Annotated in this window: 28 protein-coding genes and 2 tRNA genes; 13 read left to right on the forward strand and 17 right to left on the reverse strand. The window is 73.2% G+C overall.

The annotated features are described in order from the left end of the window. Positions 1-74 precede the first annotated feature (74 nt). The 3 genes from ACXJKG_RS01715 (at position 75) to ACXJKG_RS01725 (ending at position 2960) form a co-directional block, all read left to right on the forward strand. Positions 75-1619 (forward strand): phytoene desaturase family protein, encoded by a 1545-nt coding sequence (locus tag ACXJKG_RS01715; RefSeq protein ID WP_456844027.1) that lies wholly within the window; start codon positions 75-77, stop codon positions 1617-1619. An 83-nt stretch (positions 1620-1702) separates the two neighbouring features. After that, the gene (locus ACXJKG_RS01720; protein ID WP_456844028.1) at positions 1703-2323 is read left to right on the forward strand and encodes a mycothiol-dependent nitroreductase Rv2466c family protein; all 621 of its coding nucleotides are present in this window, start codon (positions 1703-1705) and stop codon (positions 2321-2323) included. A 106-nt stretch (positions 2324-2429) separates the two neighbouring features. Continuing rightward, on the forward strand, positions 2430-2960 hold the full coding sequence (locus ACXJKG_RS01725) for a hypothetical protein (protein WP_456844029.1): 531 nt from the start codon (positions 2430-2432) through the stop codon (positions 2958-2960). 30 nt (positions 2961-2990) lie between these two features. On the opposite strand, the gene ACXJKG_RS01730 is transcribed toward ACXJKG_RS01725, so the two are convergent. Further along, on the reverse strand, positions 2991-4988 hold the full coding sequence (locus tag ACXJKG_RS01730; RefSeq protein WP_456844030.1) for a M13 family metallopeptidase: 1998 nt from the start codon (positions 4986-4988) through the stop codon (positions 2991-2993). Positions 4989-5081: 93 nt separating this feature from the next. On the opposite strand from ACXJKG_RS01730, the gene ACXJKG_RS01735 reads away from it, so the two are divergent. Continuing rightward, a complete protein-coding gene (locus ACXJKG_RS01735; RefSeq protein WP_456844031.1) occupies positions 5082-5531 on the forward strand; it encodes a ribose-5-phosphate isomerase in 450 nt (149 codons plus the stop codon). A 25-nt stretch (positions 5532-5556) separates the two neighbouring features. Here the strand turns inward: ACXJKG_RS01735 and ACXJKG_RS01740 are convergent, their stop codons facing one another. Further along, the gene (locus tag ACXJKG_RS01740; protein WP_456844032.1) at positions 5557-6825 is read right to left on the reverse strand and encodes a GNAT family N-acetyltransferase; all 1269 of its coding nucleotides are present in this window, start codon (positions 6823-6825) and stop codon (positions 5557-5559) included. 96 nt (positions 6826-6921) lie between these two features. On the opposite strand from ACXJKG_RS01740, the gene ACXJKG_RS01745 reads away from it, so the two are divergent. Continuing rightward, positions 6922-8013 carry a PP2C family protein-serine/threonine phosphatase gene (locus ACXJKG_RS01745; RefSeq protein ID WP_456844033.1) on the forward strand — a complete coding sequence of 364 codons (1092 nt, stop codon included), beginning with the start codon at positions 6922-6924 and terminating at the stop codon, positions 8011-8013. Between the two features lie 4 nt (positions 8014-8017). On the opposite strand, the gene ACXJKG_RS01750 is transcribed toward ACXJKG_RS01745, so the two are convergent. From ACXJKG_RS01750 to ACXJKG_RS01795, 10 genes are all read right to left on the reverse strand, one after another. Next, positions 8018-9964, reverse strand: coding sequence for an acyltransferase family protein (locus tag ACXJKG_RS01750; RefSeq protein ID WP_456844034.1), 1947 nt, complete (start codon positions 9962-9964; stop codon positions 8018-8020). Positions 9965-10064: 100 nt separating this feature from the next. Next, positions 10065-10394 (reverse strand): MGMT family protein, encoded by a 330-nt coding sequence (locus ACXJKG_RS01755; RefSeq protein ID WP_456844035.1) that lies wholly within the window; start codon positions 10392-10394, stop codon positions 10065-10067. Positions 10395-10402: 8 nt separating this feature from the next. Continuing rightward, complete coding sequence (locus ACXJKG_RS01760; RefSeq protein WP_456844036.1) at positions 10403-11440, reverse strand: LLM class F420-dependent oxidoreductase; 1038 nt, start codon at positions 11438-11440, stop codon at positions 10403-10405. Between the two features lie 45 nt (positions 11441-11485). Continuing rightward, on the reverse strand, positions 11486-12484 hold the full coding sequence (locus tag ACXJKG_RS01765; RefSeq protein WP_456844037.1) for a DUF1648 domain-containing protein: 999 nt from the start codon (positions 12482-12484) through the stop codon (positions 11486-11488). Continuing rightward, positions 12481-12831 carry a GntR family transcriptional regulator gene (locus ACXJKG_RS01770; RefSeq protein WP_456844038.1) on the reverse strand — a complete coding sequence of 117 codons (351 nt, stop codon included), beginning with the start codon at positions 12829-12831 and terminating at the stop codon, positions 12481-12483. Before ACXJKG_RS01770 ends, ACXJKG_RS01765 begins: the two co-directional genes overlap by 4 nt. A 101-nt stretch (positions 12832-12932) precedes the next feature. Beyond that, on the reverse strand, positions 12933-13517 hold the full coding sequence (gene epsC, locus ACXJKG_RS01775) for a serine O-acetyltransferase EpsC (protein ID WP_456844039.1): 585 nt from the start codon (positions 13515-13517) through the stop codon (positions 12933-12935). Positions 13518-13564: 47 nt separating this feature from the next. Beyond that, positions 13565-14500, reverse strand: coding sequence for a cysteine synthase A (cysK, locus tag ACXJKG_RS01780; protein ID WP_456844040.1), 936 nt, complete (start codon positions 14498-14500; stop codon positions 13565-13567). 379 nt (positions 14501-14879) lie between these two features. After that, positions 14880-15521, reverse strand: coding sequence for an SGNH/GDSL hydrolase family protein (locus tag ACXJKG_RS01785; protein ID WP_456844041.1), 642 nt, complete (start codon positions 15519-15521; stop codon positions 14880-14882). A 24-nt stretch (positions 15522-15545) separates the two neighbouring features. Next, the gene (locus ACXJKG_RS01790; RefSeq protein WP_456844042.1) at positions 15546-15962 is read right to left on the reverse strand and encodes a VOC family protein; all 417 of its coding nucleotides are present in this window, start codon (positions 15960-15962) and stop codon (positions 15546-15548) included. Positions 15963-16378: 416 nt separating this feature from the next. Continuing rightward, positions 16379-17104 (reverse strand): MerR family transcriptional regulator, encoded by a 726-nt coding sequence (locus ACXJKG_RS01795; RefSeq protein ID WP_456844043.1) that lies wholly within the window; start codon positions 17102-17104, stop codon positions 16379-16381. A gap of 124 nt (positions 17105-17228) precedes the next feature. Between ACXJKG_RS01795 and ACXJKG_RS01800 the strand changes: the two genes are divergently transcribed. After that, the gene (locus ACXJKG_RS01800; protein WP_456844044.1) at positions 17229-17429 is read left to right on the forward strand and encodes a hypothetical protein; all 201 of its coding nucleotides are present in this window, start codon (positions 17229-17231) and stop codon (positions 17427-17429) included. Between the two features lie 18 nt (positions 17430-17447). On the opposite strand, the gene ACXJKG_RS01805 is transcribed toward ACXJKG_RS01800, so the two are convergent. The 3 genes from ACXJKG_RS01805 to ACXJKG_RS01815 are packed head-to-tail and all read right to left on the reverse strand — an operon-like array spanning position 17448 to position 19413. Then, positions 17448-18494 carry a Gfo/Idh/MocA family protein gene (locus ACXJKG_RS01805; protein WP_456844045.1) on the reverse strand — a complete coding sequence of 349 codons (1047 nt, stop codon included), beginning with the start codon at positions 18492-18494 and terminating at the stop codon, positions 17448-17450. 35 nt (positions 18495-18529) lie between these two features. Further along, positions 18530-18994, reverse strand: coding sequence for a GyrI-like domain-containing protein (locus ACXJKG_RS01810; protein ID WP_456844046.1), 465 nt, complete (start codon positions 18992-18994; stop codon positions 18530-18532). A gap of 2 nt (positions 18995-18996) precedes the next feature. Further along, the gene (locus ACXJKG_RS01815; RefSeq protein WP_456844047.1) at positions 18997-19413 is read right to left on the reverse strand and encodes a nitroreductase/quinone reductase family protein; all 417 of its coding nucleotides are present in this window, start codon (positions 19411-19413) and stop codon (positions 18997-18999) included. Between the two features lie 163 nt (positions 19414-19576). On the opposite strand from ACXJKG_RS01815, the gene ACXJKG_RS01820 reads away from it, so the two are divergent. Continuing rightward, on the forward strand, positions 19577-19939 hold the full coding sequence (locus tag ACXJKG_RS01820; protein ID WP_456844053.1) for an SLC13 family permease: 363 nt from the start codon (positions 19577-19579) through the stop codon (positions 19937-19939). Here the strand turns inward: ACXJKG_RS01820 and ACXJKG_RS01825 are convergent. Then, positions 19843-20712 carry an SDR family NAD(P)-dependent oxidoreductase gene (locus tag ACXJKG_RS01825; protein WP_456844048.1) on the reverse strand — a complete coding sequence of 290 codons (870 nt, stop codon included), beginning with the start codon at positions 20710-20712 and terminating at the stop codon, positions 19843-19845. The genes ACXJKG_RS01820 and ACXJKG_RS01825 overlap by 97 nt on opposite strands. Before the next feature lie 160 nt (positions 20713-20872). After that, a tRNA-Gly gene (locus ACXJKG_RS01830) sits at positions 20873-20943 on the reverse strand. Between the two features lie 106 nt (positions 20944-21049). Between ACXJKG_RS01830 and ACXJKG_RS01835 the strand changes: the two genes are divergently transcribed. The 6 genes from ACXJKG_RS01835 to ACXJKG_RS01860 all read left to right on the forward strand — a co-directional run bounded on the left by ACXJKG_RS01835 (position 21050) and on the right by ACXJKG_RS01860 (position 26683). Beyond that, a tRNA-Pro gene (locus tag ACXJKG_RS01835) sits at positions 21050-21123 on the forward strand. 70 nt (positions 21124-21193) lie between these two features. Further along, positions 21194-22156 carry a DUF389 domain-containing protein gene (locus ACXJKG_RS01840; RefSeq protein ID WP_456844049.1) on the forward strand — a complete coding sequence of 321 codons (963 nt, stop codon included), beginning with the start codon at positions 21194-21196 and terminating at the stop codon, positions 22154-22156. Positions 22157-22230: 74 nt separating this feature from the next. Further along, positions 22231-23520, forward strand: coding sequence for a glycosyltransferase (locus ACXJKG_RS01845; protein WP_456844050.1), 1290 nt, complete (start codon positions 22231-22233; stop codon positions 23518-23520). Between the two features lie 192 nt (positions 23521-23712). Then, positions 23713-25116 (forward strand): trigger factor, encoded by a 1404-nt coding sequence (gene tig, locus ACXJKG_RS01850; protein WP_456844051.1) that lies wholly within the window; start codon positions 23713-23715, stop codon positions 25114-25116. Between the two features lie 222 nt (positions 25117-25338). After that, positions 25339-25938 (forward strand): ATP-dependent Clp protease proteolytic subunit, encoded by a 600-nt coding sequence (locus ACXJKG_RS01855; protein WP_456844054.1) that lies wholly within the window; start codon positions 25339-25341, stop codon positions 25936-25938. 40 nt (positions 25939-25978) lie between these two features. Further along, positions 25979-26683, forward strand: a complete 705-nt coding sequence (locus ACXJKG_RS01860; RefSeq protein WP_456844052.1) for an ATP-dependent Clp protease proteolytic subunit — start codon at positions 25979-25981, stop codon at positions 26681-26683. Positions 26684-26828 lie beyond the last annotated feature (145 nt).

The raw sequence follows: 26828 nt of genomic DNA on the forward strand, positions 1-26828 counted from the left end.
GGGCTCTTGGCCGGGTCGATCATCGCACCTGGGGACGCGCCATTTCCCGACGAGACGCGTCCTAAGGTCGTCGCATGCGCGCGACCTACGACGCCGTCATCGTCGGCGGGGGCCACAACGGCCTCACCGCCGCGGCCTACCTGGCCCACGCCGGGCGGACCGTGCTGCTCCTCGAGCGCGCCGACCACGTGGGCGGCGCGACGCTGTCCGCCCGGGTCTTCCCGGGACTCGACGCGAACGTGTCGCGGTACTCCTACCTGGTCTCGCTGATGCCCCGGCAGGTGCGCGACGAGCTGGGGCTCCCGCTCGAGCTGCGCCGACGTCGGATCGCGTCCTACGCGCCGGTCGGCGACCGCGGCCTGCTGGTGGACACGGCGGACCCGGCGGCGACCGCGGCCTCGTTCGCCGACGTGGGCGCCGCCGACGACCTCGCTGCCTTCCGCGCCCTCGGCGCGCGCACCGGCGCGCTGGCCGCACGGCTGTTCCCGACGATGACCGAGCCTCTGATGTCGACCGCGGACGCGCGCCGCCTGCTGGGACCGGACGACTGGCGCGACCTGGTCGAGCGGCCGGTCGGCGAGCTCGTCGACGCGACGTTCGCCTCCGACCTGGTCCGCGGGATCGTGCTGACGGACGCGCTCATCGGCACGTTCGCCCGTGCCCACGACGCCGACGGCCGCGCGAACCGGTGCTTCCTCTACCACGTGATCGGCGGCGGGACGGGGGACTGGGACGTCCCCGTCGGCGGCATGGGCGCGGTCGCCGGCGCGCTGGAGTCGGCGGCGCGGGCGGGCGGCGCCGAGCTGCGCACGTCGGCGGAGGTCACGGCGATCGACCCGGGCGGCGCGTCCGGACCGGCCGAGGTCGTGTGGGTCGACGACGACGGTCTCGAGCACCGGGTCGGCGCGCGGCGCGTGCTGGCGGCGTGCGCACCCGCGGTGCTCGACCGGCTGCTCGGGAACGCGCCCGGACCCTCGCCCGAGGGATCCCAGCTCAAGGTGAACATGCTGCTCACGCGCCTGCCGCGGCTGCGCTCCGGGGTCGACCCCAGGACCGCGTTCGCCGGGACGTTCCACGTGCACGAGTCGGCGACCGAGCTCGAGGCCGCCTACCGGGAGGCGGCCGCCGGGCTGATCCCGTCGASGCCGCCCGTCGAGACCTACTGCCACTCCCTGACCGACGACTCGATCCTCGGCCCCGCCCTGCGCGCGTCCGGCCACCACACCCTGACGGCGTTCGGCCTGCACATGCCCGCCCGGCTCTTCGCCGCCGACCCGTCGGGTGCGCGCCGCGCGGCCCTGACGGCGACCCTGCGCTCCCTGGACGGCGTCCTGGCCGAGCCGCTCGAGGACTGCCTGGCGCGCGACGAGAACGGCGAGCCGTGCCTGGAGGTGCGCAGCCCGGTCGACCTCGAGGCGGACGTCGGGCTGCCCGGCGGGCACATCTTCCACCGCGACCTGGCGTGGCCGTGGGCCGAGGCGGACGACGAGGTGGGCACGTGGGGCGTCGGGACGACGGACCCCCGCGTGCTGCTCGCGGGCGCGGGTGCCCGGCGCGGCGGCGGGGTCAGCGGCATCCCCGGGCGTGCGGCGGCGATGGCGGTGCTCGGGCGCGGCTGACCGAGGCGCGGCTGGTCGCCTGCGGGAATACACCGGCGCCGCCCGTTGGTTGCGCGAGGCACCCACATCTCTCGGAGGCCCTTGTGACGAGCACGCCCACCACCCGCCCCGTCGTCGACTTCTGGTTCGACCCCGCGTGCCCCTGGGCGTGGATGACCTCCCGCTGGATGGACGAGGTCAGCACCATCCGGGACGTCGACGTCCGCTGGCACGTGATGAGCCTGTCCGTCCTCAACGAGAAGCGTGACGACCTGCCCGAGCGCTATCGCGACATGCTGGCCGAGGGCTGGGGGCCGGTCCGCGTGATCGTCGCCGCCGCGCGCGACCACGGCGACCAGGTCATCAAGCCGCTGTACGACGCGATGGGCTCGCGCCGCCACCCGGGCGGCCGCCAGGACACGGCGGCGATCATCGCCGAGTCGCTGGCCGAGGTCGGGCTGCCGGCGGAGCTGGCCGACGTCGCCGGCACCGAGGAGGTCGACGCCCTGCTGCGGGAGTCGCACGGCGAGGGCATCGGGCTGGTCGGCGAGGACGTCGGCACGCCGGTCGTGGCCATCGACGGCGTCGGGTTCTTCGGTCCCGTCATGACGCCCGCGCCCACGGGCGACGCGGCCGGGCGGCTCTTCGACGGACTGGCCCTCATGACCACCGTGCCGGGCTTCTACGAGCTGAAGCGCTCGCGGACCGCCGGCCCGTCCTTCTGAGCCGCCCACCTGCGCGATTGGCCCGTCCGGTTCGTCCCGTGTGATCCTGGTCGCCGACCTGCCCGGACCCGGGCGGGCCGGAGACCCTCGGGCAGGACGGAGCAGCATGGCCTCGGCGCGCAACATCCGCATCTTCGTCATCGTCGACGTGGTGCTGCTGGCGCTCGTGGTCGTGCTGATCGTCGTGTTCGTCAGCGGGGGCGGCGGCGGCGGTGATGACGCCGGCGGGCCGAACCCCGGGTCCACCACGTCGGCCACCCCGTCGGCCAGCTCGTCCGCGACGTCCACGCAGCCCGTGGCGTTCGCCCTGCCCAGCGGGAACATCGCGTGCACGATGTCCGTCGACGGCGTGACCTGCACGATCGCCAGCTTCACGTACGCGCCGCCGGTCGTCGCGGGGTGCACGGAGACCACCGGGCACGTGCTCGTCCTCAACGCCGACGGCGTCGCGTTCGACTGCGTGAGCGGTCCGCCGCCGGCCGTCGCCGGGGACGACGTCCCGGTGCTCGAGTACGGCTCGTCGACCAGCGTCGGCGACTACACGTGCCGCAGCGCCACGGACGGCGTGCAGTGCGTCGACGGGTCGGGCGTCGGCTTCCAGCTGGCCCGCGCGAGCTGGTCCGAGCTGCCCGCCTGACGGCGGCTCACCCGGACCAGTCGCCCGGCGTCACCAGATGCGGACGCGCTCCTGCGGCGCGAGGTACAGCGCGTCGCCCGGCTGCACGTCGAACGCCGCGTAGAACTCGTCGACGTTGCGGACCACGCCGTTGCACCGGAACTCGTTGGGGGAGTGCGGGTCCATCGCGATCCGGCGGATGATCTCCTCGTCCCGGCCCTTGGACTGCCACACCTGCGCCCACCCGAGCAGCACGCGCTGCACGCCGGTCAGCCCGTCGATCACCGGGGCCTCCTCGAGCGGGCGGCCGAGCGCGATCCGGTACGCCTGCAGCGCGATGGACAGCCCGCCGAGGTCGCCGATGTTCTCGCCGATGGTGAGCTCGCCGTTCACGTGGTGGGACCCGCCCAGCTGCCCGGGCGAGAACTGCGAGTACTGGTCGATGAGGGCCTTGGTCCGCGTCTCGAACTCGGCGCGGTCGTCGGCCGTCCACCAGTCCTCGAGGCGCCCGTCGCCGTCGTACTTCGAGCCCTGGTCGTCGAAGCCGTGACCGATCTCGTGGCCGATGACGGCGCCGATGCCCCCGTAGTTCACCGCGTCGTCGGCCTCCGCATCGAAGAACGGCGGCTGCAGGATCGCGGCGGGGAACACGATCTCGTTCATGCCGGGGTTGTAGTAGGCGTTGACCGTCTGCGGGGTCATGAACCACTCGTCGCGGTCGATCGGCTTGCCGATCTTGCCGAGGTCGCGGTCCTGCTCGAACGCGTAGGCGCGCCGCACGTTGCCCAGCAGGTCGTCCGCGGCGACCTCGAGGGACGAGTAGTCGCGCCACCGGGCCGGGTAGCCGATCTTCGGGGTGAACGCCTCGAGCTTGGCCAGCGCCTTGGCGCGCGTCTCCTCGCCCATCCACTCCAGCTGCGAGATCGACTCGCGGTACGCGGCGACCAGGTTGGCGACCAGCTCCTCCATCCGCGCCTTGTGCGCGGGCGGGAAGTGCCGCTCGACGTAGACCTTGCCGACAGCCTCGCCCAGGACGCCCTGCACCAGCGACACGCCGCGCTTCCAGCGGTCGCGGACCTCCTGCGCCCCGGTCAGCGTGCGGCCGTAGAAGTCGAAGTTGGCCTGCACCAGCTGGTCGGACAGGTACGGGGCCCGGTCGGAGATCACGTGGTACGTCAGCCAGGCCTGCCAGTCCGCCAGCGGCTCGCTGACCCACAGCCCGGCGAACGCCTCGGCGAACGAGGGCTCGCGCACCACGATGCGGTCGAACGAGCCGGCGGGAGCCCCGAGGGCGAGCACCCACGAGCTCCAGTCGAAGCCCGGCGCCCGCTCGGCCAGCTCGGTCAGCGTGAGGGCGTTGTACGTGAGGTCGGCGTCGCGGTCCTTGACCACGTCCCAGTGCGCCGTGGCGAGCTTGGTCTCCAGCGCGACGATCCGGCCGGCGAGGTCGTCGGCCACGTCCTCGGTCGCGGCCACGCCGGCCAGCGTCAGCATGCGCGCGACGTGCGGGCGGTAGGCCGCGAGCACCTCGGCGTACTGCTCGTCGCGGTAGTAGGCCTCGTCCGGCAGACCCAGGCCGCCCTGCGCGAGGTGCACGGCGTACCGGGTGGGCTCCTTGGCGTCGTTGTCCACGTAGAAGCCGACGGCGCCGCCCGCCCCCGTGCGCTGCAGCGCGCCGAGCGCGCCGGTCAGCTCCGCCTGCGTGGTCGCCGTGTCGATCAGCGCGAGGTCCGTGCGCAGGGGCGCGGTGCCCGCGGCCTCGACCGCGTCGGTGTCCATGAAGGAGGCGTAGACCGCGCCGACCTTGGCCTCGACGGAGTCGGCACCGGCCGGGTCGGGGGAGGCGGCCGCAGCCGCGCCCGCGTCGGTGATGATGTCCCGCACCTGCTCCTCGGCCTGGTCGTGCAGGGCGCGGAACGAGCCGTCCATCGCCCGGTCGGCGGGGATCTCGTGCGTCGCGGCCCACAGGCCGTTCACGTGGGCGTAGAGGTCGTCCTGGGGACGGACGTCGGGGTCGAGTGCGGTCAGGTCGATGCCACTGCGCGTCATGCGCACAGCCTAGGTACGGCGACCGACACCACGTCGCGGCTTACGCCGAGGGCGGACGCAGGTCCCAGGGCGCAGGTGCGGCAGGATGGGAGCATGCGCATCCACGTCGCCTCCGACCACGCCGGCTACGAGCTCAAGGTCTCGCTCGTCGAGCACCTGAGCGCCGCGGGCCACGACGTCGTCGACCACGGCGCCCACTCGTACGACGCCCAGGACGACTACCCGCCGTTCTGCTTCGCCGCCGGCGAGGCGGTCGTGGCCGACCCGGGGTCCCTCGGCGTCGTCATCGGCGGCTCGGGCAACGGCGAGCAGATCGCCGCCAACAAGGTCACGGGCGTGCGGGCAGCCCTCGCGTGGAACCTCGCGACCGCCCAGCTGGGACGCCAGCACAACGACGCGAACGTCGTCGCCATCGGTGCCCGCCAGCACTCCGTCGACGAGGCGCTCGCGCTGGTGGACGCGTTCGTGGCCGAGCCGTTCAGCCACGACCCGCGCCACCAGCGCCGGATCGACCTGCTCGCCGACTACGAGGCCGCGCGGTAGCGGCCACCGGCCGTCGCGGTCGCGGCTACCAGACGTAGCTGCAGAACGGCGCGACGGGCCACAGGAACGCCGCCGCCGCGGTCTGCACGGCACCCGGGGTCACCTCGACCACGAGCCCTGCCCGCGCCTGGGCCGCGAGGGAGCGGCCGCCGAGGTAGGCGGCACCGAGCTCGCGGACGTCGAGGCGCAGGTCGGCGTCGTCGTCGGTCCGCGTGGCCGTCGCGGGGTACGTCCCGTCCGGGCCCTGGGCGTCCGTGGTCAGGCGCCACCGGCCCGCGTTGTCGGGCAGGCGCGCGTCGCTGACCTCGAGGACCACGTCGACGGGTGCCGCGTAGCGCCGGCCGGCCAGCGCGACCGGCAGGTCGAGCAGGCGGACCCAGAGGTTGTCGTTGACCTTGGGCACCACGGCGCGCGGGTCCACCAGCAGGTGCAGCAGCGCGTCGTCGACCGGCAGCATCGGCCCCTCGACGGTGGCGGTCAGGTCGAGGTCCAGCAGGAACGACCAGAGCTGGTGGGTGGCCGCGGCGTCGACGGCGACGGCCTCACGCACCCGTACCGTGCCCGCGGGGCCACCCTCCGCCCAGTTCTCCTTGCGCCGGAACAGCGCGTACGCGCGCACGGCGCCGGCCGGGTCGTGCACGGTGGCGATGCGCAGGGGCTCCGCGCCCTCGCGCAGCGCCGGCGGGTCCGCGACCGCGCGGGTCCGCCACGCGTCTGAGTCGCGGGTGGTCCAGCCGGGGCGGCCGGCGCCCGCGGCGCGGTGCAGCTCGTCGACGAGCGCGCCGTGCCGGGCGACGTCGGCCGTGGCGAGCTTCACCGTCAGCTCCTCGGTGCCGGGCACGTCGCGCAGCTTCGCGCCGCGGGCGATCTTCACGCGGACGTCGTCGGCGGCCGAGCCGTAGCCGTACCGGCCGTAGATCGCGTGCTCGGCGGCGAACAGGGCCGAGACGGGCTCCCCGCGGGCGAGCGACCGGGCGAAGTGCGACTCGATCATCGCGGTCAGCAGGCCGCGCCGGCGCTGGTCCGGGCGCGCACCCACCCACGTCAGGCCGGAGCAGGCGATGTGCGTGCCGGGCACGGGCATCCGGTGCTCGTAGGAGGCGTGCACCGCCGCGAGGGCGCCGTCCGCGTCCTCGACGGCCTGCGCGCGGTCCCAGGCGAACGTGATCGGCAGGAGGGCGTCGGTCTCGGGCGTCGACTCGAAGGCGAACGCGAGCCGGTCGACCTCGAGGAACTCGTCCTTGCGGCTCTCCGGGACGTCGACGAGGCGGTATCCGGCGGGAAGAGGGCTCATGGCAGACATCGTGCGCCATCGGACCTCGAGGAGCACCCCCATTTCCGGCGCGTCGGATGCCTGGGCGGGCTCACGACCTGCGGATACGCTCGCCGGGTGTGGGGGACTAGGTGGGCGCCGGCGCAGGGGCTGTTCACGCGCGGCTCCCTCGCGCTGCGGCGGTGGAGCGGCCGGTCGCAGGCGAGCCTCACGGCCGTGCTCGTCGTGTGCACCGGTCTGATCACGGTCGGCATCGCGCAGCAGCCCGAGTGGGTCCCGCCGTCGACGTTCCTGCTCGTGGAGCTCGTCGCCGTGTTCCTGCTGCGGCTCCGCATGCTCGTCGTGCTCGGGGTCGTCATCCTGTGCTGCACCTGGGGGCTGTGGTGGTGGGGCGGCCCGTCGATGATCCCCGGCATCCTCGTCGTCATCTCGGTCTCCGTCGTGGCGATCGTCGCGTTCGCGCGCGAACGGGAACGGCTCGGGCTCCACGGCGCTCCCGGCGACCTCATGCTGGTCGACCTCCGCGACCGCCTCGCCGCGCACGGCCGCGTCCCTCCGCTGCCCGCCGGGTGGCGCGTCGACAGCGAGATCCGGTCCGCCCACGCCGACGGGTTCTCCGGGGACTTCATGGTCGCCGGGACCCGCTCGGGCGGCACGACGCTCGAGATCGTGCTGGTCGACGTGTCGGGCAAGGGCCTCGACGCCGGCGTCCGCTCGCTGCAGCTCTCCGGGGCCTTCGGCGGGCTGCTGGGGGCCATGCCGCGGGACGAGTTCCTCGGGGCGGCCAACCGGTACCTGCTGGACCAGGCGTGGGAGGAGGGCTTCGCGACCGCGATCCACGTCGCCGTCGACCTGCCCACGGGCGACTTCTGGGTCTCGTCGGCAGKGCACCCCCCGCCGGTGCAGCTGCACGCCGGTTCCGGCCGCCTCGAGCTGCTCGAGATGGTCGGGAGCCCTGCGCTGGGCGTCGTCGAGGGGGTCACGGGCGAGCCCCGCGCCGGCCGGTTGCTGCCCGGCGACCTGCTGATGCTCTACACCGACGGCCTCGTGGAGCTCCGCGGCGGCGACGTCGACCAGGGAATCGACCGGCTCATGGGGGTGGCGGACCGGGTGCTGGTGTCGGGCCGCGGCACCGCGGCGGCCGTGCTGGCGGGCGTGCGGGCGGGCGACGACGACGACCGCGCGGTGGTCCTGCTCCGTCGCTCGTGAGCGGTCAGGGCTGGATCGAGGCGACCAGCCAGTCCGCGTAGCCCTCGCGACCGCCGCCGGTCCGCAGGTGGATGTCGTCGCTGTACAGCCAGTCGCGGTGAGCGCCGGCCAGGGAGTTCCAGTCGAGCACGTGCACGTTCGGGTACTCCGGGCCCACGCGGGCGAACAGCTGGTTGTCGTAGTCCGCCCAGGTCCGGGGGACGTGCACGTTCACCAGGTACACGCGGCGGTCCTTGGTCAGGTCGAGCAGCTCCCGGAGCGTGCCCTCGTCGATCGGCCCGTTGGTGCCGCCGTGCACGATCACGGTGTGCCCGAGGGTGCCCGCGGCCACGCCGGCGCGGACCAGGTCCACCATCACCCCGAACTGGCGCGACTCCTCCGCGTCGACGGCGATCCCGCGGGCGGCCAGCTCCGGGGCCGCGCCGAGCATCACGGAGTCCMCGAAGGCCGAGGCGCCGCCGACCTGGTCCGGCGCGGGCGCGGGCGCGGGTGGCGCGGCAGCGGCGGCGGTCTCGGTCGGCACGTCTTCCGGCCCGGCGGCCGGGGCGGTGGTCGGCGTCGAGGTGGGCGTGTGCGTGGGTGACGGTCGCAGCGACGTCACGGCGGGCTGCGGTCCGGGCTGCCACGCGCCGGCGTCCGTCGAGTCGGCGGGCACCTGCGCCAGGGCGGCCGTCGCCACGCCGCCGACGATGAGCAGGCCGACCGACCCGGCGATCAGCCGCAGGATCGTCCGCGGGTGCTCGCGGCCCGGGTGACGCAGGCGGGCGACGGCCCGGCCGAGGGCTCCGCGGCGCACGGGCAGCTCGACGAACCGGTACGAGATCTCGGCGATGGCGAGGACGGCGGCGAGGCGCAGGGGCGTCGCGAGCCACGGCGACATCTCGACATCGATGCCCGGCCGGGTGAGCATCAGCACCGGCCAGTGCCACAGGTAGATGCCGTACGACCGCTCGCCGACCCACCGCCACGGCTGCCGGCCCAGCGCCCGGCCCAGCAGGCCCGCGGGGTCCGCGACCGCGCCGACGAGCACGGCCGTGAGCAGCGAGAAGGCCAGGAAGCCGCCGCGGTACAGCGCGGCGCTGAACTCGTCGACCCACACGAACGCGGCCAGGACCCCGACCAGGGCGGTCACGCCGAGCACGTCGGTCACCCCGGCCTCGAACCGGCGCACCGCGTTGCCCCGCTCCTTCGCCCAGGAGCCCACCTGCTGCCAGGTGCGCCACGGGGTCCAGACGGCGGCCATCGCGGCGCCCACCAGCAGCCCCATCGAGTGCGTGTCCGTGCCGAAGTACACGCGGCTGGGGTCGTTCGGCACAGGCGCGGACGCGCGGACGGCGAGCACGGCCATGGCCACGGTCGACAGCAGCGCGAGCACCGCGGCCACCTGCCCGACCCGGGCGCGGCCGGCCCGCAGCGCGAGCAGGATCACCAGCGGGAAGACGAGGTAGAACTGCTCCTCGATGGCCAGGGACCACAGGTGCTGCAGCAGGGGCGGCCGGCTGACCATCTCGAAGTAGGAGCGGTCGGCCAGGACCTGCCACCAGTTCGACACGTAGCCCGCGGCCGCGGCGATGTCCCCGCGCAGCTCGGCCGCCTCGCTCGGCATGGCGACGGCGACGCCGGCCATCCCGAGCAGGAGCAGGCCGAGCGCAGGCAGCAGGCGGCGCGCGCGTCGGGCGTAGAAGCGCCGGAACGAGAACCGGCCGGTGCCCTCGACCTCGTCGAGCACGAGCGTCGTGATGAGGTAGCCGGACAGGACGAAGAAGACGTCGACGCCGAGGAAGCCGCCGCGCATCCACGGTGCGCCGAGGTGGTAGACCACGACCCCGGCGACGGCCAGGGCGCGGATCCCGTCCAACCCGCCGAGGTGGGGCATGCGCGAGGGGATCGCCGGCGGCACGGGCTCCGCGCGTTCCACCGCGGGCGCCGAGCGCTGGGCGGTGACGGTCATGGATCCCCCGGGTCGGTGCTCGTTCACGGGCGGCGTGCCACCCGTCTGTTCAGGTTAAGTCGGTCGCGGCGGTGCGGGCCGCGGGGACACGCGGCGGGGCTCAGGTCTCCGGGAACCAGATCGCCCGCCGGAGCGCCACCCGCGAGCCGTCGGCGCTCAGCGGCGTGCCTTCGTCGCCGAGGAGCTCCAGCGCGCGGGTCAGGTGCCGGGCGGGCGGGCTGCCCGCGGCGTTCACCACCCGCCACCACGGCACGCCGGACCCGGCCCGGCTGAGCACCTGACCCACCTGCCGCGGGCCGCCCCGCCGCCGGCCGTCGACGGCCTCGAGGCGGTCGCCGACCACCTCGGCGACCGTGCCGTACGTCATCGCGCGCCCCGAGGGTATCTCGTCCACGAGGTCGAGCACCGCCTCGGCGTAGTCGTCGTCCACGGGCGTGGTCAGCCCCGCAGGGCGTCGGCGATCGCGGGCAGCGTCCGCGGGTCGGCCTGGACCAGCATCGTGGTCATCGCCGTGGCCTCCCACGCCGGCAGCTGCGCGCGGATGTCCTGCGCGGTGCCCACCAGGGCGATGTCCTGCACCAGCTCGAGCGGCACCGCGGCGGTCGCGCGGGCGCGGTCGCCGGCGAGGTAGTGCGCCTGGATCTCGTCGCACGCCTCGGTGTACCCGAGCCGGTCGAGCACGGCGCGGTGGAAGTTGGCACCCTTGGCTCCCATCCCGCCCGCGTAGAGCGCGATGAACGGACGCACGCTGTCGGCGGCGGACTCGACGTCGTTGCCGAGCACGACGGGGACGGTGGCGACGACCTCGAAGTCCTCGGCGCGGCTCAACCGGGGGTCGCGCTGCGCGAAGCCCTCGGCCAGCAGCGTCCGGTACTCGCCGTCCATGCGCGGCGAGTAGAACAGCGGCAGCCAGCCGTCGGCGATCTCCGCGGACATCGCGATGTTCTTCGGGCCCTCGGCGGCGAGGTGGATGGGCAGGTCCGCGCGCAGGGGGTGCACGGTCGAGCGCAGCGCCTTGCCCAGACCGGCGCCCTCGTCGGGCCCCAGCGGAAGGCGGTAGAACTGCCCGTCGAACGTCACCGGTGCCTCGCGGGCCAGGACCTGCCGGACGATCGACACGTACTCGCGGGTGCGGGCCAGGGGTCGTGGGTACGGCTGGCCGTACCAGCCCTCCACCACCTGCGGCCCGGACGCGCCGAGCCCGAGGACGAAGCGTCCGCCCGAGAGGTGGTCGAGCGTGAGCGCGGCCATCGCGGCGGCCGTGGGGGTGCGCGCGGAGATCTGCGCGATCGCGGTGCCCAGGCGGATGCGCGAGGTGCGCGACCCCCACCAGGCGAGCGGGGTCAGGGCGTCGGAGCCGTACGCCTCGGCGGTCCAGACCGAGTCGAACCCGAGCTGCTCCGCGCCGAGGACGGCCTCCTGCGCGCCCGGCGGGGGACCCGCCGACCAGTAGCCCGTGTGGTAGCCCAGCCGCATCGTCAGTCCTCCCGGTCCGGCGTCGCCGTCGACGCCCGCGCCAGGCTACCTGGTACCGCGGGTATCGCGTGACTGCGGCCCGACGCGCGCCCGCGCCGCCAGGGTGTTGAGCAGCGCCGCTCCCGTGGCGGCGTCGTCGACGGTCACGACGAGCGACCGCCCGCCGGTGCGCTCGACCTGCAGGCCCTCGCCGGTGCGCAGCACGACGCCGACGCGACCGCCGCGCCCGACGCGGTAGCCCCAGCCGCCGAACTCGGGGAACGGCTTCACCGTCACGACCTCGGCCTGCTCCACCTCGTCGAGCGGCACCGTGATCCGCGGCCACCCCACGGCCGAGCGCACCGTCAGCCCCCGCCGGTCGACCGTGACCGTGAACCACGTGCACGACAGCACCGCCGCGGCGACGACCAGCGCCGGGACCAGCACGAACGGCGCCGAGAGCAGGAGCCCGAGCGCCGCCACGAGCACCGTCACGCTGCCGCCGACGACCAGCGCGGTGCGGCTCTCGGCGTGCGTGACCCAGCTCGCGGACTCGTCGGGTCGCAGGTCCAGGACGGCGGCGGACGCGGGGATCGGGGCGCTCGTCGGCTGGTGCACGTCGCCCGGGGTCAGCCACGCACCCAATGCCGCGGCGGTGATCCCGAGGACCGACGCGAGCGTGAAGACCAGGCCGGTCGAGCCCATGTCGGCCGCGTCGGACAGGCCGCGCTGCAGGTCGAGCAGCCCGATCGTCAGGGTCGAGAGGAAGGCCGACAGCCCGAGCGCCGTGCCGGCGCAGATCCGTCGGACCAGGGCCGTGCGGCCCCAGAAGAAGGCGACGGCCCAGCACCCGACGGCGAGGAGCAGCGAGACGACCGCCGACGGCCACAGCGCGCCGGCCAGCGAGGAGAAGCCGTCCGGGCCGTCCGGACCGAAGTGCACCGCAACCGGGTCCGGCAGCTCGGACGACCAGGCGCCGGCGACGACGAACGTGCCGGCGACCAGCGCGGCCGGCACGACGAGGGTCAGCGCGGTGGTGAGCGTGCGGTGCGGGACCGGGGTCACCGGAGGGCCTCCTTGACGAGAGCGGTGGTGGTCTGCGGCGCGATGCCGAGCGACCGGGCGACGCGGACGAGCGTGTCGATGGCGGCGTGCAGCTCGGCGTTGTCCTGCACGGGGACGGTGACGACCGCCCCGCGTCCGCGACGCAGCTCGATCAGCCCCTCGTCGCGGAGCTCCTGGTAGGCCCGCAGGACCGTGTGCAGGTTGATGTCCAGCGACGCCGCCAGCTGTCGAGCGCCCGGCAGCCTCTCGCCGTCGGCCAGCTCCCCGCGGGCGACGGCCGCACGCACCTGCCCGGCGAGCTGCGTGAACAGCGGGTCGGGGGAGGCGGGGTCGACGCGGAAGAGCACGGGGCGATCCTAGTTGTTAGGAAACAACTAGAACAACTTCCGGACAGCAAAGAACCCCGCCCGAGCATTCGGGCGGGGTTCTCGACCGACGGCGGGTGCCGTCAGATGTAGATCGCCGGGTCGTCGATCTCGACGTCGAACGGAGCGGCCTTCGGGCGCAGGCGGATGGTCGCGGGAACCCCCACGGCGATCGCCCCGGCGGGGACGTCGTGGATGACGACGGCGTTCGCGCCGATCTGCGCGCCCGGCCCGATCCAGACCGGCCCGAGGATCTTGGCCCCGGCACCGACCACGACGCCGTCGCCGAGGGTCGGGTGCCGCTTGCCGTGCCGCATCGTCTTGCCGCCCAGGGTGGAGCCGTGGAACAGCACCACGTCGTCGCCCACCTCGGCGGTCTCGCCGATCACGACGCCCATGCCGTGGTCGATGAACAGCCGGCGGCCCAGCCGGGCCCCCGGGTGGATCTCGATCCCGGTGACTGCCCGCGCGAGCTGGGAGACCAGTCGCGCGGGCAGCTGCAGGCCGGGCTGGTGCCACATCCGGTGCGCGAGCCGGTACACCCAGACCGCGTGCACCCCGGGGTACCCGAGGGCGACCTCGGCGAGGGACCGGGCCGCGGGGTCGCGGTTCCGGGCGGCCTCGAGGTCCTCCCTGAGGGTGGCGAGGAGGTGCTGGTGCTCGGACATGCAGCCTTCGTCCTGTGGTGTCGTGCGGGGGGACGTGACGGGCGCGCTCAGTCGAGCAGGTCCGCGTAGAGCACGGTCGACAGGTAGCGCTCGCCGAACGACGGGATGATCGCGACGATGAGCTTGCCGGCGTTCTCCGGGCGGTTGGCCAGGATGGTCGCGGCGTGCAGGGCGGCGCCGGACGAGATGCCGACCAGCAGGCCCTCCTCGGCGGCGGCGCGGCGAGCGACCTTCACGGCCGTCTCGGCGTCGACGTCGATGATCTCGTCGTAGATCGTGGTGTCGAGGATCTCGGGCACGAAGTTGGCGCCGATGCCCTGGATCTTGTGGGGGCCGGGGGCGCCGCCGTTGAGGATGGGCGACTCGGCCGGCTCGACGCCGACGACCTGGATGTTCGGGTTGCGCGACTTGAGCACCTGGCCGACGCCCGTGATGGTGCCGCCCGTGCCGATGCCGGCGACGAAGATGTCGATCTTGCCGTCGGTGTCGGCCCAGATCTCCTCGGCCGTGGTGGTGCGGTGGATCTCGGGGTTGGCCTCGTTGGCGAACTGGCGGGCCAGGATCGCACCCTCGCGCTCGGCGACGATCTCGTCGGCGCGGTTCACCGCACCCTTCATGCCCTCGGAGCCCGGCGTGAGGATGAGCTCGGCGCCGAACGCGCGCAGCAGGGCGCGGCGCTCCTTCGACATGGTCTCGGGCATCGTCAGGACGACGTCGTAGCCGCGGGCCGCGCCGACGAACGCGAGCGCGATGCCCGTGTTGCCGCTGGTGGCCTCGACGATCGTGCCGCCGGGCTTGAGCGCACCGGACGCCTCGGCGGCGTCGATGATCGCGACGCCGATGCGGTCCTTGACCGAGTTGGCGGGGTTGTAGAACTCGAGCTTGCCGACGACCGTGGCGGGGGCGCCGTCGGTGATCTTGTTGATGCGGACCAGCGGGGTGTTGCCGATGAGCGCCGTCGCGTCGTCGTAGATGCGTGCCATGGTTCCTCTTCGGTCGAAGCCGCCGGCCGGCCGGCAGCTTGGTGGGGGGACTAGCGGAGTCTGGGGCTCCGGCGCCGACTGGTCGCCGAGCGGTCGGCGCGGATCGTGGGGTTCCGGGCCTGGGGCGAGCGCTGGCGCGGGAGACGGTCCCCGCTCAGGGGGTCCGCACGCGAAGGAGCAGCCAGCGCTCTACAGACAGCGACAACAGGGCTGCGCCGCGCGGGCGCGCACGAGGACGGCGGGGGCGGCAGCCTGCACGCTCATCGCTTCGTCCTCCGGGACCGGTTCGGTCGGTCGGTGCGGTCGTGGTCACGCGAGTGCGGGACACGATCGGCCATGACGCTAGCGTCAACGTCCCGACGCGCGCAAAGCATCCCCATCAGGTGGACGGCCGGTCGATCCCCACGGCGCGCAGCCAGGCCTCGGCGAGCAGACCGTGGCCCGCCGGCGTCGGGTGCACACCGTCGTAGCACCAGGCCGCGGGCGTCGAGCGCACGACCGCCGCGGCGAAGAGCCCGTCGGCCGGCACCAGCACCGCGTCGTGCTCCGCGGCCAKCCGCCGGACCACCCCGATCCGCGGGTCCAGGTCCTCCCGCCAGGCGTGCTGCGCCTCGTCGACAGGCGCCAGGAACGGCTCGACCAGCACGAACCGGGCGCGGAGCCGCTCCCGCGCGGACGCGAGCATCGTGGAGAGCTCGTACGCGTACCGCGCCGTGGACGTCGCCGCCCCGGAGTCGTACCGCCGCCAGGTGTCGTTGACGCCGACCAGCACCGAGATGACGGTGGGCTCGAGCGCGAGGGCGTCCGGCTCCCACCGGGCGTGCAGCATCGCCGCCGTGTCACCGCCGACGCCCCGGTTGAGGAACGTGAGGTCGAGGTCGGGGCGGCGGGCACCCGCCAGCGCCGCGACGATGCCCGCGTACCCGTGCCCGAGGCTCGTGGGGTCGGAACGGTCCCGGCCCCAGTCGGTGATCGAGTCACCCGTGAGCAGGACGCGGTCGTGGGGCTGCAGGAACGTCACCGCGGCACGCTAGCGGACGGGCGCCTACCCCTGGGCGGGCGTGATGTTCACCAGCCAGTGGGTGCCGAACTTGTCGTCCAGCATGCCGAACGTGGCACCCCACGGGGCCGCGGCCAGCGGGACGACGATCGTGGCGCCGTCGGCGAGCTTGTCCCAGTAGCCCTGCAGCTCGGCCTCGTCCTCGCCGCTGAGCGACACCGAGACGCTGCTCTCCGCGGGGAGCCCCATGTGACTCGGGGTGTCGGCGCCCATGAGCACGAACCCGCTGGGCGTCTCCAGCTGCCCGTGCATGATGTTGTCGACCTCGGCGGGGTCCTCGGTCGCGTGGAACTCCCCGAACGTGCTGAGCGTCAGCTCGCCGCCGAGCACGGACTGGTAGAACTCCATCGCCTGGCGCGCGGTGTCGCGGAAGTTCAGGTACGGGTTCAGGTACGTGGGCACAGGGGTCTCCTTCGACGGTGATCGGCTCGTGCGCTTCACCTTTCCACGACCCGCCGACACGCGACAGGATCGATGTCCCTCGACCACCTCGAGGCGGCGCACCCGGTCGAAGTGGACAGATGACCAGGATCCGTGTAGTGTTCCTTCTTGGATCTCCCGGTCTGCGTGATGGTGTCAGCATCCCATCGCGAAGGATCGGCCCGGATGTGGAACGCGTCGCTACGAGAGCGGCTGACGGCCATGGTCCGGGTGGCTGATCTTCGACAGCCCCCAATGGCGCTGGGGGCGGTTCAAGCCGCGCGCAACAAGGACAAGCGGGCGCGGTGGGCGAAGGCCAACAGGTGCTGACGGACATGCGGCCCCGGTGCAGCCCGCGACGAGAGTCGCGGCGCAGCACCGGGGCCGTTGTCGTCCCCTCACCCCTGGTACAGCCAGACGACGTTGGCGTCCGGGTCCCGCACCGCCGACGACCGCGGCATCCCCGCGGAGTCGTGCGGGCCGAGGACCTCGGTCGCGCCGGCGGAGAGCGCCCGGCGGTGCGCCGCGTCGAGGTCGTCGACGAGCAGCCCGATCGTCGCCGGTCCCGCGGCGCCCGGGTAGTCGGGCGTCTGCAGGTGCACCAGGAAGAAGTCCCTCTCGCCGTACCGGCCGAAGACGAAGCCGGAGAAGTCCTCGTCCGCGGTGCGCTGGGTGACGTCGTAGTCGAACCCGAACGCGTCGATGTAGAACGCCGCCGCGGCGTCCTGGTCGCTGACGAGCAGCTTGATCTGCACGGGGCGGGCGCCGGCCGCGCGGGCGGGGGAGGGCAGGCCCTCGTCGGCGATCCGTTCGGCGTCCCCGAGGCTGGCGGCGATCCGCGAGCGCTCGCGCTCGAGGCGGGCCCGGTGGGCGCCCAGGACGGCCGGGGCGCCGTCCGGGTCGTCGAGCACGGTGCGGGTGTCCTCGACGGAGAGATCGGTCCACCGCAGCGAACGGATGTGCCGCGCGCGCTCGAGCTGGTCCGGGCGGTAGTAGCGGTACCCGGTCACCTCGTCGACGCGCGCCGGGACGAGCAACCCGACGTCGTCGTAGTGCCGCAGCGTGTGCACCGAGAGGCCGCAGAGGCGGCCGAACCGGCCGATGGTGAGGTCGTCGATGTCCACAGCAGAACTCTGGACCTTCGGGTGGCCCGAGGGTCAACCGTCGGGGGCCTTTCGTCATGCCTGCGTCGCCCGTGCGCGCGCGAGCATGGAACGAGGGTGTTTCGACCCCGGACAGGAGAGGGACATGGTGCTGAGCGACACCGAGGGCTGGCTGCGCCTGATGGGCAACGACCGGCGGCAGCACTTCTTCCGCGACGGCATGAGCGTGTGCGGGCGGTTCGTCACGCCGGTGACCGAGTTCCCGGAGGACGACGGACCCGACCCCGGCGAGTGCCCGGGCTGCCGCCACATCGTCGACAGCGAGCAGGGCCCGACCCACTACTGAGCAGGCGTACGCCTCCGCTCAGGCCTCGCCCGGGTAGACGACGCCGACCTGACGGCGGATCTCGTCGGCCGTCTCGAGGACGGTGACCGTCTCGTCGAGGGGGAGCAGCGGAGAGTCGGTGCGACCCTCGGCGACGTAGGTGGCGAACGCGGCCACCTGGAAGGACAGCCCGCCGTAGCCGTGGATCCGGTTGGCGTCCCACGTGCCGGTGCGGTCGCCGACGGTCAGGGTGACGCCGGCCGGGACGTAGCACCGGTCGTCGACGTCGATCCGCCCGAGCGAGCCGTACACGTGCGCCGTGTGCCCCGAGGCGGTGAGCATCGACGTGAACAGCTGGGCCTGCGCCTCGCCGTAGCCGATCTGGGCGCTGACCTGCGCGTCCACTCCCGTCGTCGTGAGCGATCCGGCGGCCTGGACGCTCGTCGGACCGGGGAGGCCCATCGCGCGCGAGACCGCGGAGGCGAACGACAGGGGATAGATGCCGAGGTCCAGCAGCACGCCGCCCGCCAGGGCGGGGTCGAACAACCGGTGCGTCGGGTCCTTCGCTGCCCGCACGCCGTAGTCCGCCGTGATCCGGTGCACCTCGCCGAGCAGGCCGTCCTCGAGCACCCGCCGCACGACGTCCGTGTGGGGGAGGTAGCGCGTCCACATGGCCTCCATGAGCAGCACGCCGGCATCGCCCGCGGCCGCGACGAGCTCGCGCGCCTCGACCGCGTTGCGCGTGAACGCCTTCTCGACGAGGACGTGCTTGCCGGCGCGCAGCGCGAGCAGCGCGTGGTCGCGGTGGTGGCTGTGCGGGCTCGCCACGTACACGGCGTCGACCTCGGGATCGTCGACGAGCGACTCGTACGACGTGTGCACCCGGTCCACGCCGTGCTCGCGGGCGAACGCCGCAGCGCGTTCCGGCGAGCGGGAGCCGACCGCGACCAGGCGCTGCCGGGCGTGCTCGCGCAGCGCGGTCGCCCAGTGCCCGGCGATGTGGCCCGGGGCGAGGATGCCCCAGCGGAGCGCCGGGGCATCCGCAGGGTCGGCGGTCCGTGGCTCGGGGAGGGTCAGGTCAGGCATGCGCACAGCCTGGCATCGGCCCGGCCCCGCTCAGGTCACGGGACGATCGGCAGCACCAGGCGCGTCTCGTTCTGGTCCGCCGAGGCGACCTCGGACGGGTCCGTCACGTACACCTCGAGGAAGTCGCCACGCATCTTCGCCCCCTGCTCCGTGAACCACGCGCGGACCTCGCCCCAGGCGCCGGGGAGGCTGTCGTAGCCGCCGACGTGCACGCCGACCGCGGCCGGGCCACCCGGGAGCTCGACGATCTCGACTCCGCTGCCAAGCTCTCGTGCACCCTCGGCGCCGACCCAGAAGCCGGCCGCGAGGTCGACCGAGTCGGTGGGAATGTCGCGGTACCAGCCGAACGCCGGTCCGGTGATGGGCACGCCCGCCGCCGCCACCTCCCGGGCGACCAGGCCGTAGGCGCGGTCGTAGAACTCGGCGAGGGCGTCCATGGGGACGCGCTCACGCAGGACGGCGACGAGCACGGTCGGCTGGTCCTCGACGGTGATGTCCACGGTCAGGCCTCCCGCCGAGCGAGCCGCAAGACCGGGATGGTGCGCGCCGTGCGCTGCTCGTAGGACCGGAACCCCTCCGACCGGGCGGTGAACCGCGTCCAGGCCTCGTCTCGCTCGGCGCCGGTGAGCTCCGTCGCGCTGACCGGGACGAACCCGTCGTCGGGCGTCTCGATCTCGACGTCGGGGTGCGCGAGCAGATTGTGGAACCACGCGGGGTTGTCCGGGGCGCCACCCTTCGAGGCGGCGACGAGCCACGTGTTCTGGTCGACCCGGATCCCGGCGACGGGGCTCACACGGTCGGTCCCGGTCTTCGCGCCGCGGTGGTGGAGCAGCACGAGGCCCTTGCCGAACCCGTTCGTCCGCACGTCACCGCCGTTCGCACGGAACTCGTCGATGATCTGCTTGTTCCAGTCGCTCATGCGACCAGTGTCGGTCCAGCCCGCGCCGTCCCGCGACCGGGGTCGGGTGCGCAGGCACGGCCTGGTCCACGGATGCTGCTGGCCCGCGTCGTGGTCGGCTTCATCATCGTGCACCTCGGCACGATGATCAGCCTCGACGACTTCAAGAAGCGGCGCGGCGGACCTGGTCGCCGGGTGGCTCGGCGACCTCGTCGGGGGCGGCGGCGAGCGCGTGCTGCTGGCCGCGATCTTCCTGCTCACGCTCGTGCTCGGCCAGGTCGTGAGCAACACGGCGACCGTCCTCATCGTGGTGCCGATCGCGGTGGCGATGGCCGGCGACGCCGGCGTCCCGCTCGCGCCGGTCCTCATGCTGGTGGCCGTCGCCGGCGCGGCGTCGTTCCTCACGCCGATCGCCACCCCGGCGAACCTGATCGTCTCGGGGCCGGGCGGCTACACGTTCTCGGACTTCTGGAAGCTCGGGCTGGCGACGACCGTCGCGTGGTTCGTCGTGGCCATCGCGCTCATCCCTGTCATCTGGTCCACGTGACCGTCGCGAGAAGGCACCCGCCGCCGTGGCGACCCGATCGCGCGCACGACCGAGCGGGGCATCACTCGCGCCGCGCCGGCCCCGAGCCGGTATCGCACGCTCGGCGTCGAGATGACGACACCGCGCCGAGTGTCGGCGAGGGCGGCGGCGACGACGTCGGGGGCGCGCAGCCAGGCGATCTCGGGCAGCCACGTCATGTCGATGCCGGCGCGATCGTGAAGCTCCGTGTGGACGAACCCGGGGCACACCACCGTCGCCGTGACCCCGGTGCCCCGCAGCTCGACCGCCAGGCCCTCGGTGAACGTCCGGACCCACGCCTTGTGCGCGGAGTACGTGCCGAGCGTGATCAGTGCGGCGACCGACGCGACGTTGAGGATGGCCCCGCGACCGCGCGCAGTCATCTGACCTGCGGCGGCGCGCGACAGCACCATCACGGAGCGGACCATGACGTCGAACACCCACTCCTCGCGGCCGATGTCGCCGCCGACGAAGCGCTGACCCGGAGCGGCGCCGGCATTGTTGACGAGCAGCCCCACGGGGCGCTCGGTCGACCGCAGCCGCTCGGCGACGTGCTCGACGTCGCTGCGCACCGACAGGTCCGCGACGAGGATCTCGACGCGGACGCCCGCCACGGCCCGTAGCTGACCGGCCAGCCGCCCGAGCCGCTCGGAGTCCCGGTCGACGAGGACCAGGTCATGACGGGCCGTGGCGAGCTGCCAGGCGAACTCGAGTCCCAGCCCGGCGGCCGCCCCGGTGATCAGCGCGGTACCCACGACACCACCGTAGAGGCGGCAGGTCGGACGACAGCCGACGCTCGGGCCCCGACCGGCTCGAGAAGAGACCAGATCGGCGCCGGCCGAGTCGGATCCGTCGTCGCGAGACGGTCCGTCGATCGAGAACCGGGTGGAGCGGATGGAGCGAGGGAGGGATGGGAGCGGACGACGGGAATCGAACCCGCGTAGCCAGTTTGGAAGACTGGGGCTCTACCATTGAGCTACGTCCGCACTGGTCCCGGCTCTCTCGAGCCCGGACCGCGGCACCCAGGGTACCGGGTGCGTGAGGGCGTCTCGTGCACCCGGACCGCCCGCCAGGGCCGCTGCCGGGTGTGCACGGGGTGTGGCGCAGGTTGGTAGCGCGTCCGCTTTGGGAGCGGAAGGTCGTGGGTTCGAATCCCGCCACCCCGACAAGCACGTCCGCGCGGCGCAGGCGGAGCGGCTCCCACGTTTGCCCGGCGGCCGACGACACACTGGCCCCGTGCTGCACCTGCGGATCTCGGTCCCGGCGGACCTCACGGGAGGTGTCGTCGAGGTGCTCGAGCGGGCGCCTGCGGTGAGCAGCCTCGCCGTCCTCGACGGGGCGTCGCGGCTGCCCGTCGGCGACGTCGTCCTCGCGGACATCGCGCGGGAGGCGGCCAACGACGTCCTGGACGAGCTCCTGGAGCTCGGTGTGCAGCGCGAGGGCACGCTGGAGATCAAGCCGGTGGACACCTGGGTGTCGCAGCGCGGGTACGACGCCGAGCTGCTCGCGCCGGGCAGCAGCGCCGACTCCGTCGTCTGGATCGACGTCACGAGGCGCGCCTATGCCGACTCGGAGCTCAACTGGACCTATCTGAGCTTCATGTGCTTCGCGACGGCCATCGCTGCCATCGCCATCGTGGTCGACTCGCAGATCCTCGTCATCGGCGCGATGGTCCTCGGGCCGGAGTTCGGACCGATCGCGGCGCTCGGCATCGCGCTGGTCCGCCGCCGGTTCCACCTGTTCCGGATCGCGCTCTGGACGCTGGTGGTCGGCTTCCTCATCGCGATCGCGTTGACGTGCGTGGCGGCGCTCGTCGGCAAGGCGGTCGGCTGGGTGACGCTGGAGCAGGTCACGGCCCCGCGGCCGGAGACCGAGTTCATCTACACGCCGGACAAGTGGTCGTTCATCGTGGCGGTCATCGCCGGCGCGGCGGGCGTCCTGTCGCTCACGTCGGCGCGGGTCGGGGGGCTCGCCGGGGTGTTCATCTCGGTCACCACCGTCCCCGCCGCGGGCAACGTCGCGCTCGGTCTCGCGTTCGGGCAGATGGCCGAGGTCCGCGGCAGCGCCCTGCAGCTGGGGGTCAACGTCGTCGGGATGGCCCTCGCCGGCTGGCTCACGCTCGTGTTCCAGAAGACCGTGTGGAACAGGTTCGCCGCACGGCGCGAGCGCCTGCGCGAGAGGCTGCTGCACCACCGCTGATCCGCGGATGTATCAGGACGAATCACCCGGGATCTTGTTCGGGGACATGCCCCGACACCCTGGGAGTCCCCACCATGAGCAGGATCCTGTTCACCCTGACGCCCGTCACCGGCCACGTGCGACCCGCGCTGCCGCTGGTTCGTGCGCTCGTCGAGGAGGGCCACGACGTCGTCGTCTACACGGGCCGCAGGTTCGCGCAGGCGGTCACCGCGACAGGCGCGAAGCACGCGCCGATCGTGCAGGGCCGCGACCTCGACGACGCCGAGCTCGACGCGTGGTCCCTCGAGCACGGCGCCCCCGCCCCCGGCATCAAGCGGCTCCAGTGGGACGTGCTCCATCACGTCGTCGAGACGGTGCCGGGCTTCCTGGCCGACATCGACGGTCTCGTCGCAGCGGAGCGACCCGACGCCCTCGTCCTGGACACCGCGTTCATGGCCGGCGCCCTCGCGGCAGGGCGGCACGACCTGCCGTCGGTGCTGTTCACGGTGTCGCCGCTCGCGATCTCGAGCAAGGACACGGCACCGTTCGGCCTCGGGCTGCAGCCGCCACGCACGGGCCTCGACGGCCTGCGGTACGCGCTGCTCGACTGGTTCACGCGCACGGTCGTCTTCCGGGACGTCCAGAAGGCCGCCGAGCATGTCGTCGCGGACGCCGGCCGGCCCGTCCCCGACGGCTTCTTCCTCGACTGGGCGCAGACCGCGGGCACCCGCGTGCTGCACGCGTCGGTGCCGTCGTTCGAGTACCCGCGCAGCGACCTGCCCGACAACGTCGAGCTGGTGGGTCCGTACCTGCCCGCGGGCATCGACCGGTTCGAGCCCCCGGCGTGGTGGGACGACGTGCTCGAGGCGCGAGCGACCGGCCGCCCGGTCGTGCTCGTCACGCAGGGCACGATCGCGACCGACCCCGAGCGGCTCCTGTGGCCCGCGATCGACGCCCTGGCCGACGAGGACGTGCTGGTCGTCGCGACCACGGAGGACATCGGGTACGCGGCGAACGTGCGGGCGGCGCCGTTCGTCCCGTTCGAGCACCTGCTGCCGCTCGTGGACGTCATGGTCACCAACGGCGGGTTCGGCGAGGTGCAGCAGGCTCTCGCGGCCGGCGTCCCGCTCGTCGTCGCGGGGCGGACCGAGGACAAGGCCGAGGTCGGCGCCCGGGTCGTCTGGTCCGGCGTGGGGGTCGCGATCGCGACCGACAGGACCACCGACGCCACCACCTCGCAGGCCGTCCGCGAGGGCGTGCGCACGGTCCTGGACAACCCGTCGTTCGCGCGCCGGGCAGGCGAGCTGGCGGCCGAGTACGCCGAGTACGACGGCGTGGCCCGCACCGTCTCGGTCGTCACGGAGGTCGCGGGCGCGGGTCGGTGAGCGGGCGCCGACGGCGTGGGCGGTCCCACAACCTGCGGGCTTGGGACCGCCGCCCGGCGTGGCGTAAGGTCGAGGGTCGCCAGCGTGCGGTCGTCGGCCCCTTCGTGGGCGTGGACGACGGCGTGCGGCCCTGAAGCAACGGAGATCGCCGGAGTCGCCGGCGCCCGCCCCGATCAGTTGGAGACCATCGAAGTGAAGAGCGCCGTCGAGACCCTGGAGCCCACCAAGGTCAAGCTGACCGTCGAGGTGACGTACGACGAGCTCAAGCCGAGCATCGAGCACGCGTACGAGCACATCGCCCAGGACGTCGTGGTCCCGGGCTTCCGCAAGGGCAAGGTGCCGCCGCGCATCATCGACCAGCGGATCGGCCGTCCCGCCGTCCTGGAGCACGCGATCAACGAGGGCCTGTCCGGCTTCTACGCCGAGGCCGTCCGCGAGAACAAGCTGCGTCCCCTGGGCCAGCCCGAGGTCGAGGTCACGCAGGTCCCCGGCCTGACCGCCACGCCGAAGGGCGAGGAGGGCGAGCTGCACTTCACCGCCGAGGTCGAGGTCCGCCCGGAGATCACCGTCCCGGCGCTCGACGGCATCGCCGTGTCCGTCGACGACGTCGAGGTCTCCGAGGAGGACGTGCAGGGCCGTCTCGACGCGCTGCGCGAGCGCTTCGGCACCCTGGTCGGCATCGACCGCCCGGCCGCCGAGGGCGACTTCGTCGTCATCGACCTCACCGCCACCATCGGCGACGAGCAGGTCGACAACGTCTCGGGCGTCAGCTACCAGATCGGCTCGGGCAACATGCTCGAGGGCATGGACGAGGCGCTGACGGGCCTGTCGGCCGGCGAGAGCACCACGTTCGAGACCGCGCTCGCGGGCGGCGACCACGCCGGCGAGACCGCCCAGGTGAGCGTGACCGCCACGACCGTCAAGGAGCGCCAGCTCCCCGACGCCGACGACGACTTCGCGCAGCTGGCCAGCGAGTTCGACACGCTCGAGGAGCTGACGGCGGACCTGCGCGAGCAGGCGTCGCGGATCAAGGTCTCGAACCAGGCCGTCCAGGCCCGGGACCTGCTGCTCGAGCAGCTGCTCGCCGGCACGGAGATCCCGGTCCCGAACGGCGTCGTCGAGGCCGAGGTGCACCGTCACCTCGAGGGCGAGGGCCGGCTCGAGGACGACGAGCACCGCGCAGAGGTGGGCGAGCAGGCCACCGTCGCGCTGCGCAACCAGATCCTCCTGGACACCCTGGCGGAGCAGCTGGAGATCAAGGTCAGCCAGAACGAGCTGCTCGACTACCTGGTCAACGCGTCGCGCCAGTACGGCATGGACCCGAACACGTTCATCCAGACCATCGACCAGCAGGGCCAGATCCCGACGATGGTCGCCGAGGTCGCCCGCTCGAAGGCGCTCGCCGTCGCCCTGCGTCGCGTCACGGTCACCGACAGCGCCGGCCAGGCCGTCGACCTGAGCGAGTTCATCGGCTCCGACGCCGAGGACGCCGAGGAGGCCGCCGAGGCCGCCGCCGGTACCGAGGCCTCGACCGACGCCGCCGCGGACATCTCGGTGCTCGACGACGCCGAGGCCGTCGAGGACGCCAAGGCCTGACGCACGTCGTGGAAGGCCCCGCACCCACCCCGGGTGCGGGGCCTTCGGCGTTCCGTGGCCCCTGCTCTGCCGTCAGCGAAAACGGTGGTGGCAGGGACATGGGCGGGTGTGGCTGCGCGTTAGGGTCACTGCATCGCACGGGTCCCCGCGAGGGGAGCGCCGCGCGGTGCAGGACAGACGTCACCGTCAGACGAGGGAGCCTTCGTGAACGAGCTAGCGCCGATGATGGCCAGGGCAGAGTCCCCGGCCTTCGGCCTCAATGACTCCATCTACAACCGACTGCTCCGCGAACGCATCATCTGGCTCGGCTCCGAGGTGCGCGACGAGAACGCCAACGCCATCTGCGCGCAGATGATGCTGCTGGCCGCGGAGGACCCGGACAAGGACATCTGGCTGTACATCAACTCGCCCGGTGGCTCGATCACCGCGGGCATGGCGATCTACGACACCATGCAGTACATCCAGCCGGACGTCGCCACGATCGCGATGGGCATGGCCGCGTCGATGGGCCAGTTCCTGCTCTCGTCGGGCGCCCAGGGCAAGCGCTACGCCCTGCCGCACGCCCGCGTGATGATGCACCAGCCCTCGGGCGGCATCGGCGGCACCGCGACCGACGTGCGGATCAACGCCCAGCTGATCCTCCACATGAAGACCGTGCTGGCCGAGCTCACGGCCGCCCAGACCGGCAAGTCCGTCGAGCAGATCAACAACGACGCGGACCGCGACCGCTGGTTCACGGCCCCCGAAGCCCTCGAGTACGGCTTCGTGGACAAGGTCGTCACCAAGGCCGACTCGGTCGCCGGCGGCGGCGGCACGGCCTGACGGCCGACGCCCTCAGACCCTTCATCTTGAGGAGAAGCTCGTGAGCATGGAATCCCAGTTCATGGCCCGTGCCGGGATGCTGGCCGGCCCCGGCGGCCTCGCGCCGTCGTCGCCCGCCGCCCGGTACGTGCTGCCCCAGTTCGAGGAGCGCACGGCCTACGGGTTCAAGCGCCAGGACCCGTACACCAAGCTGTTCGAGGACCGGATCATCTTCCTCGGCGTGCAGGTGGACGACGCGTCGGCGGACGACGTCATGGCCCAGCTGCTGGTGCTGGAGAGCACCGATCCGGACCGCGACATCATCCTGTACATCAACTCGCCCGGCGGCTCGTTCACGGCGCTGACGGCGATCTACGACACGATGCAGTACATCAAGCCGCACATCCAGACGGTCTGCCTCGGGCAGGCCGCCTCGGCGGCGGCGGTGCTGCTCGCGGCGGGCTCGCCCGGCAAGCGCCTGGCCCTGCCCAACGCCCGCGTGCTCATCCACCAGCCGGCGATGGAGGGTGGCGGGTACGCGCAGGCGTCCGACATCGAGATCCACGCCAACGAGCTGATCCGGATGCGCGAGTGGCTCGAGCTGACCATCGCGCACCACACGGGACGCGACATCGAGCTGGTCCGCAAGGACATCGAGCGCGACAAGATCCTCACGGCCCAGCAGGCGCTGGAGTACGGGATCGTCGACCAGGTGCTGGCCAGCCGCAAGGGCGTCGTCCCCACGACGGTGCAGCCCAAGGACTGACTGCACGACGACGCCGTGCCCGTCCGCGGGTGCGGCGTCGTCGTGTCGCCGCCGGACGGGTGAGTTGGCGGGACGCCACGGCGTGTGTTCGGCTGACATCCAGCCCGTCGTGGTGTGCAATGGGGGAGGACGCGCACCCTGAGGG

It is taken from the genome of Cellulomonas sp. P5_C6, assembly GCF_054049635.1.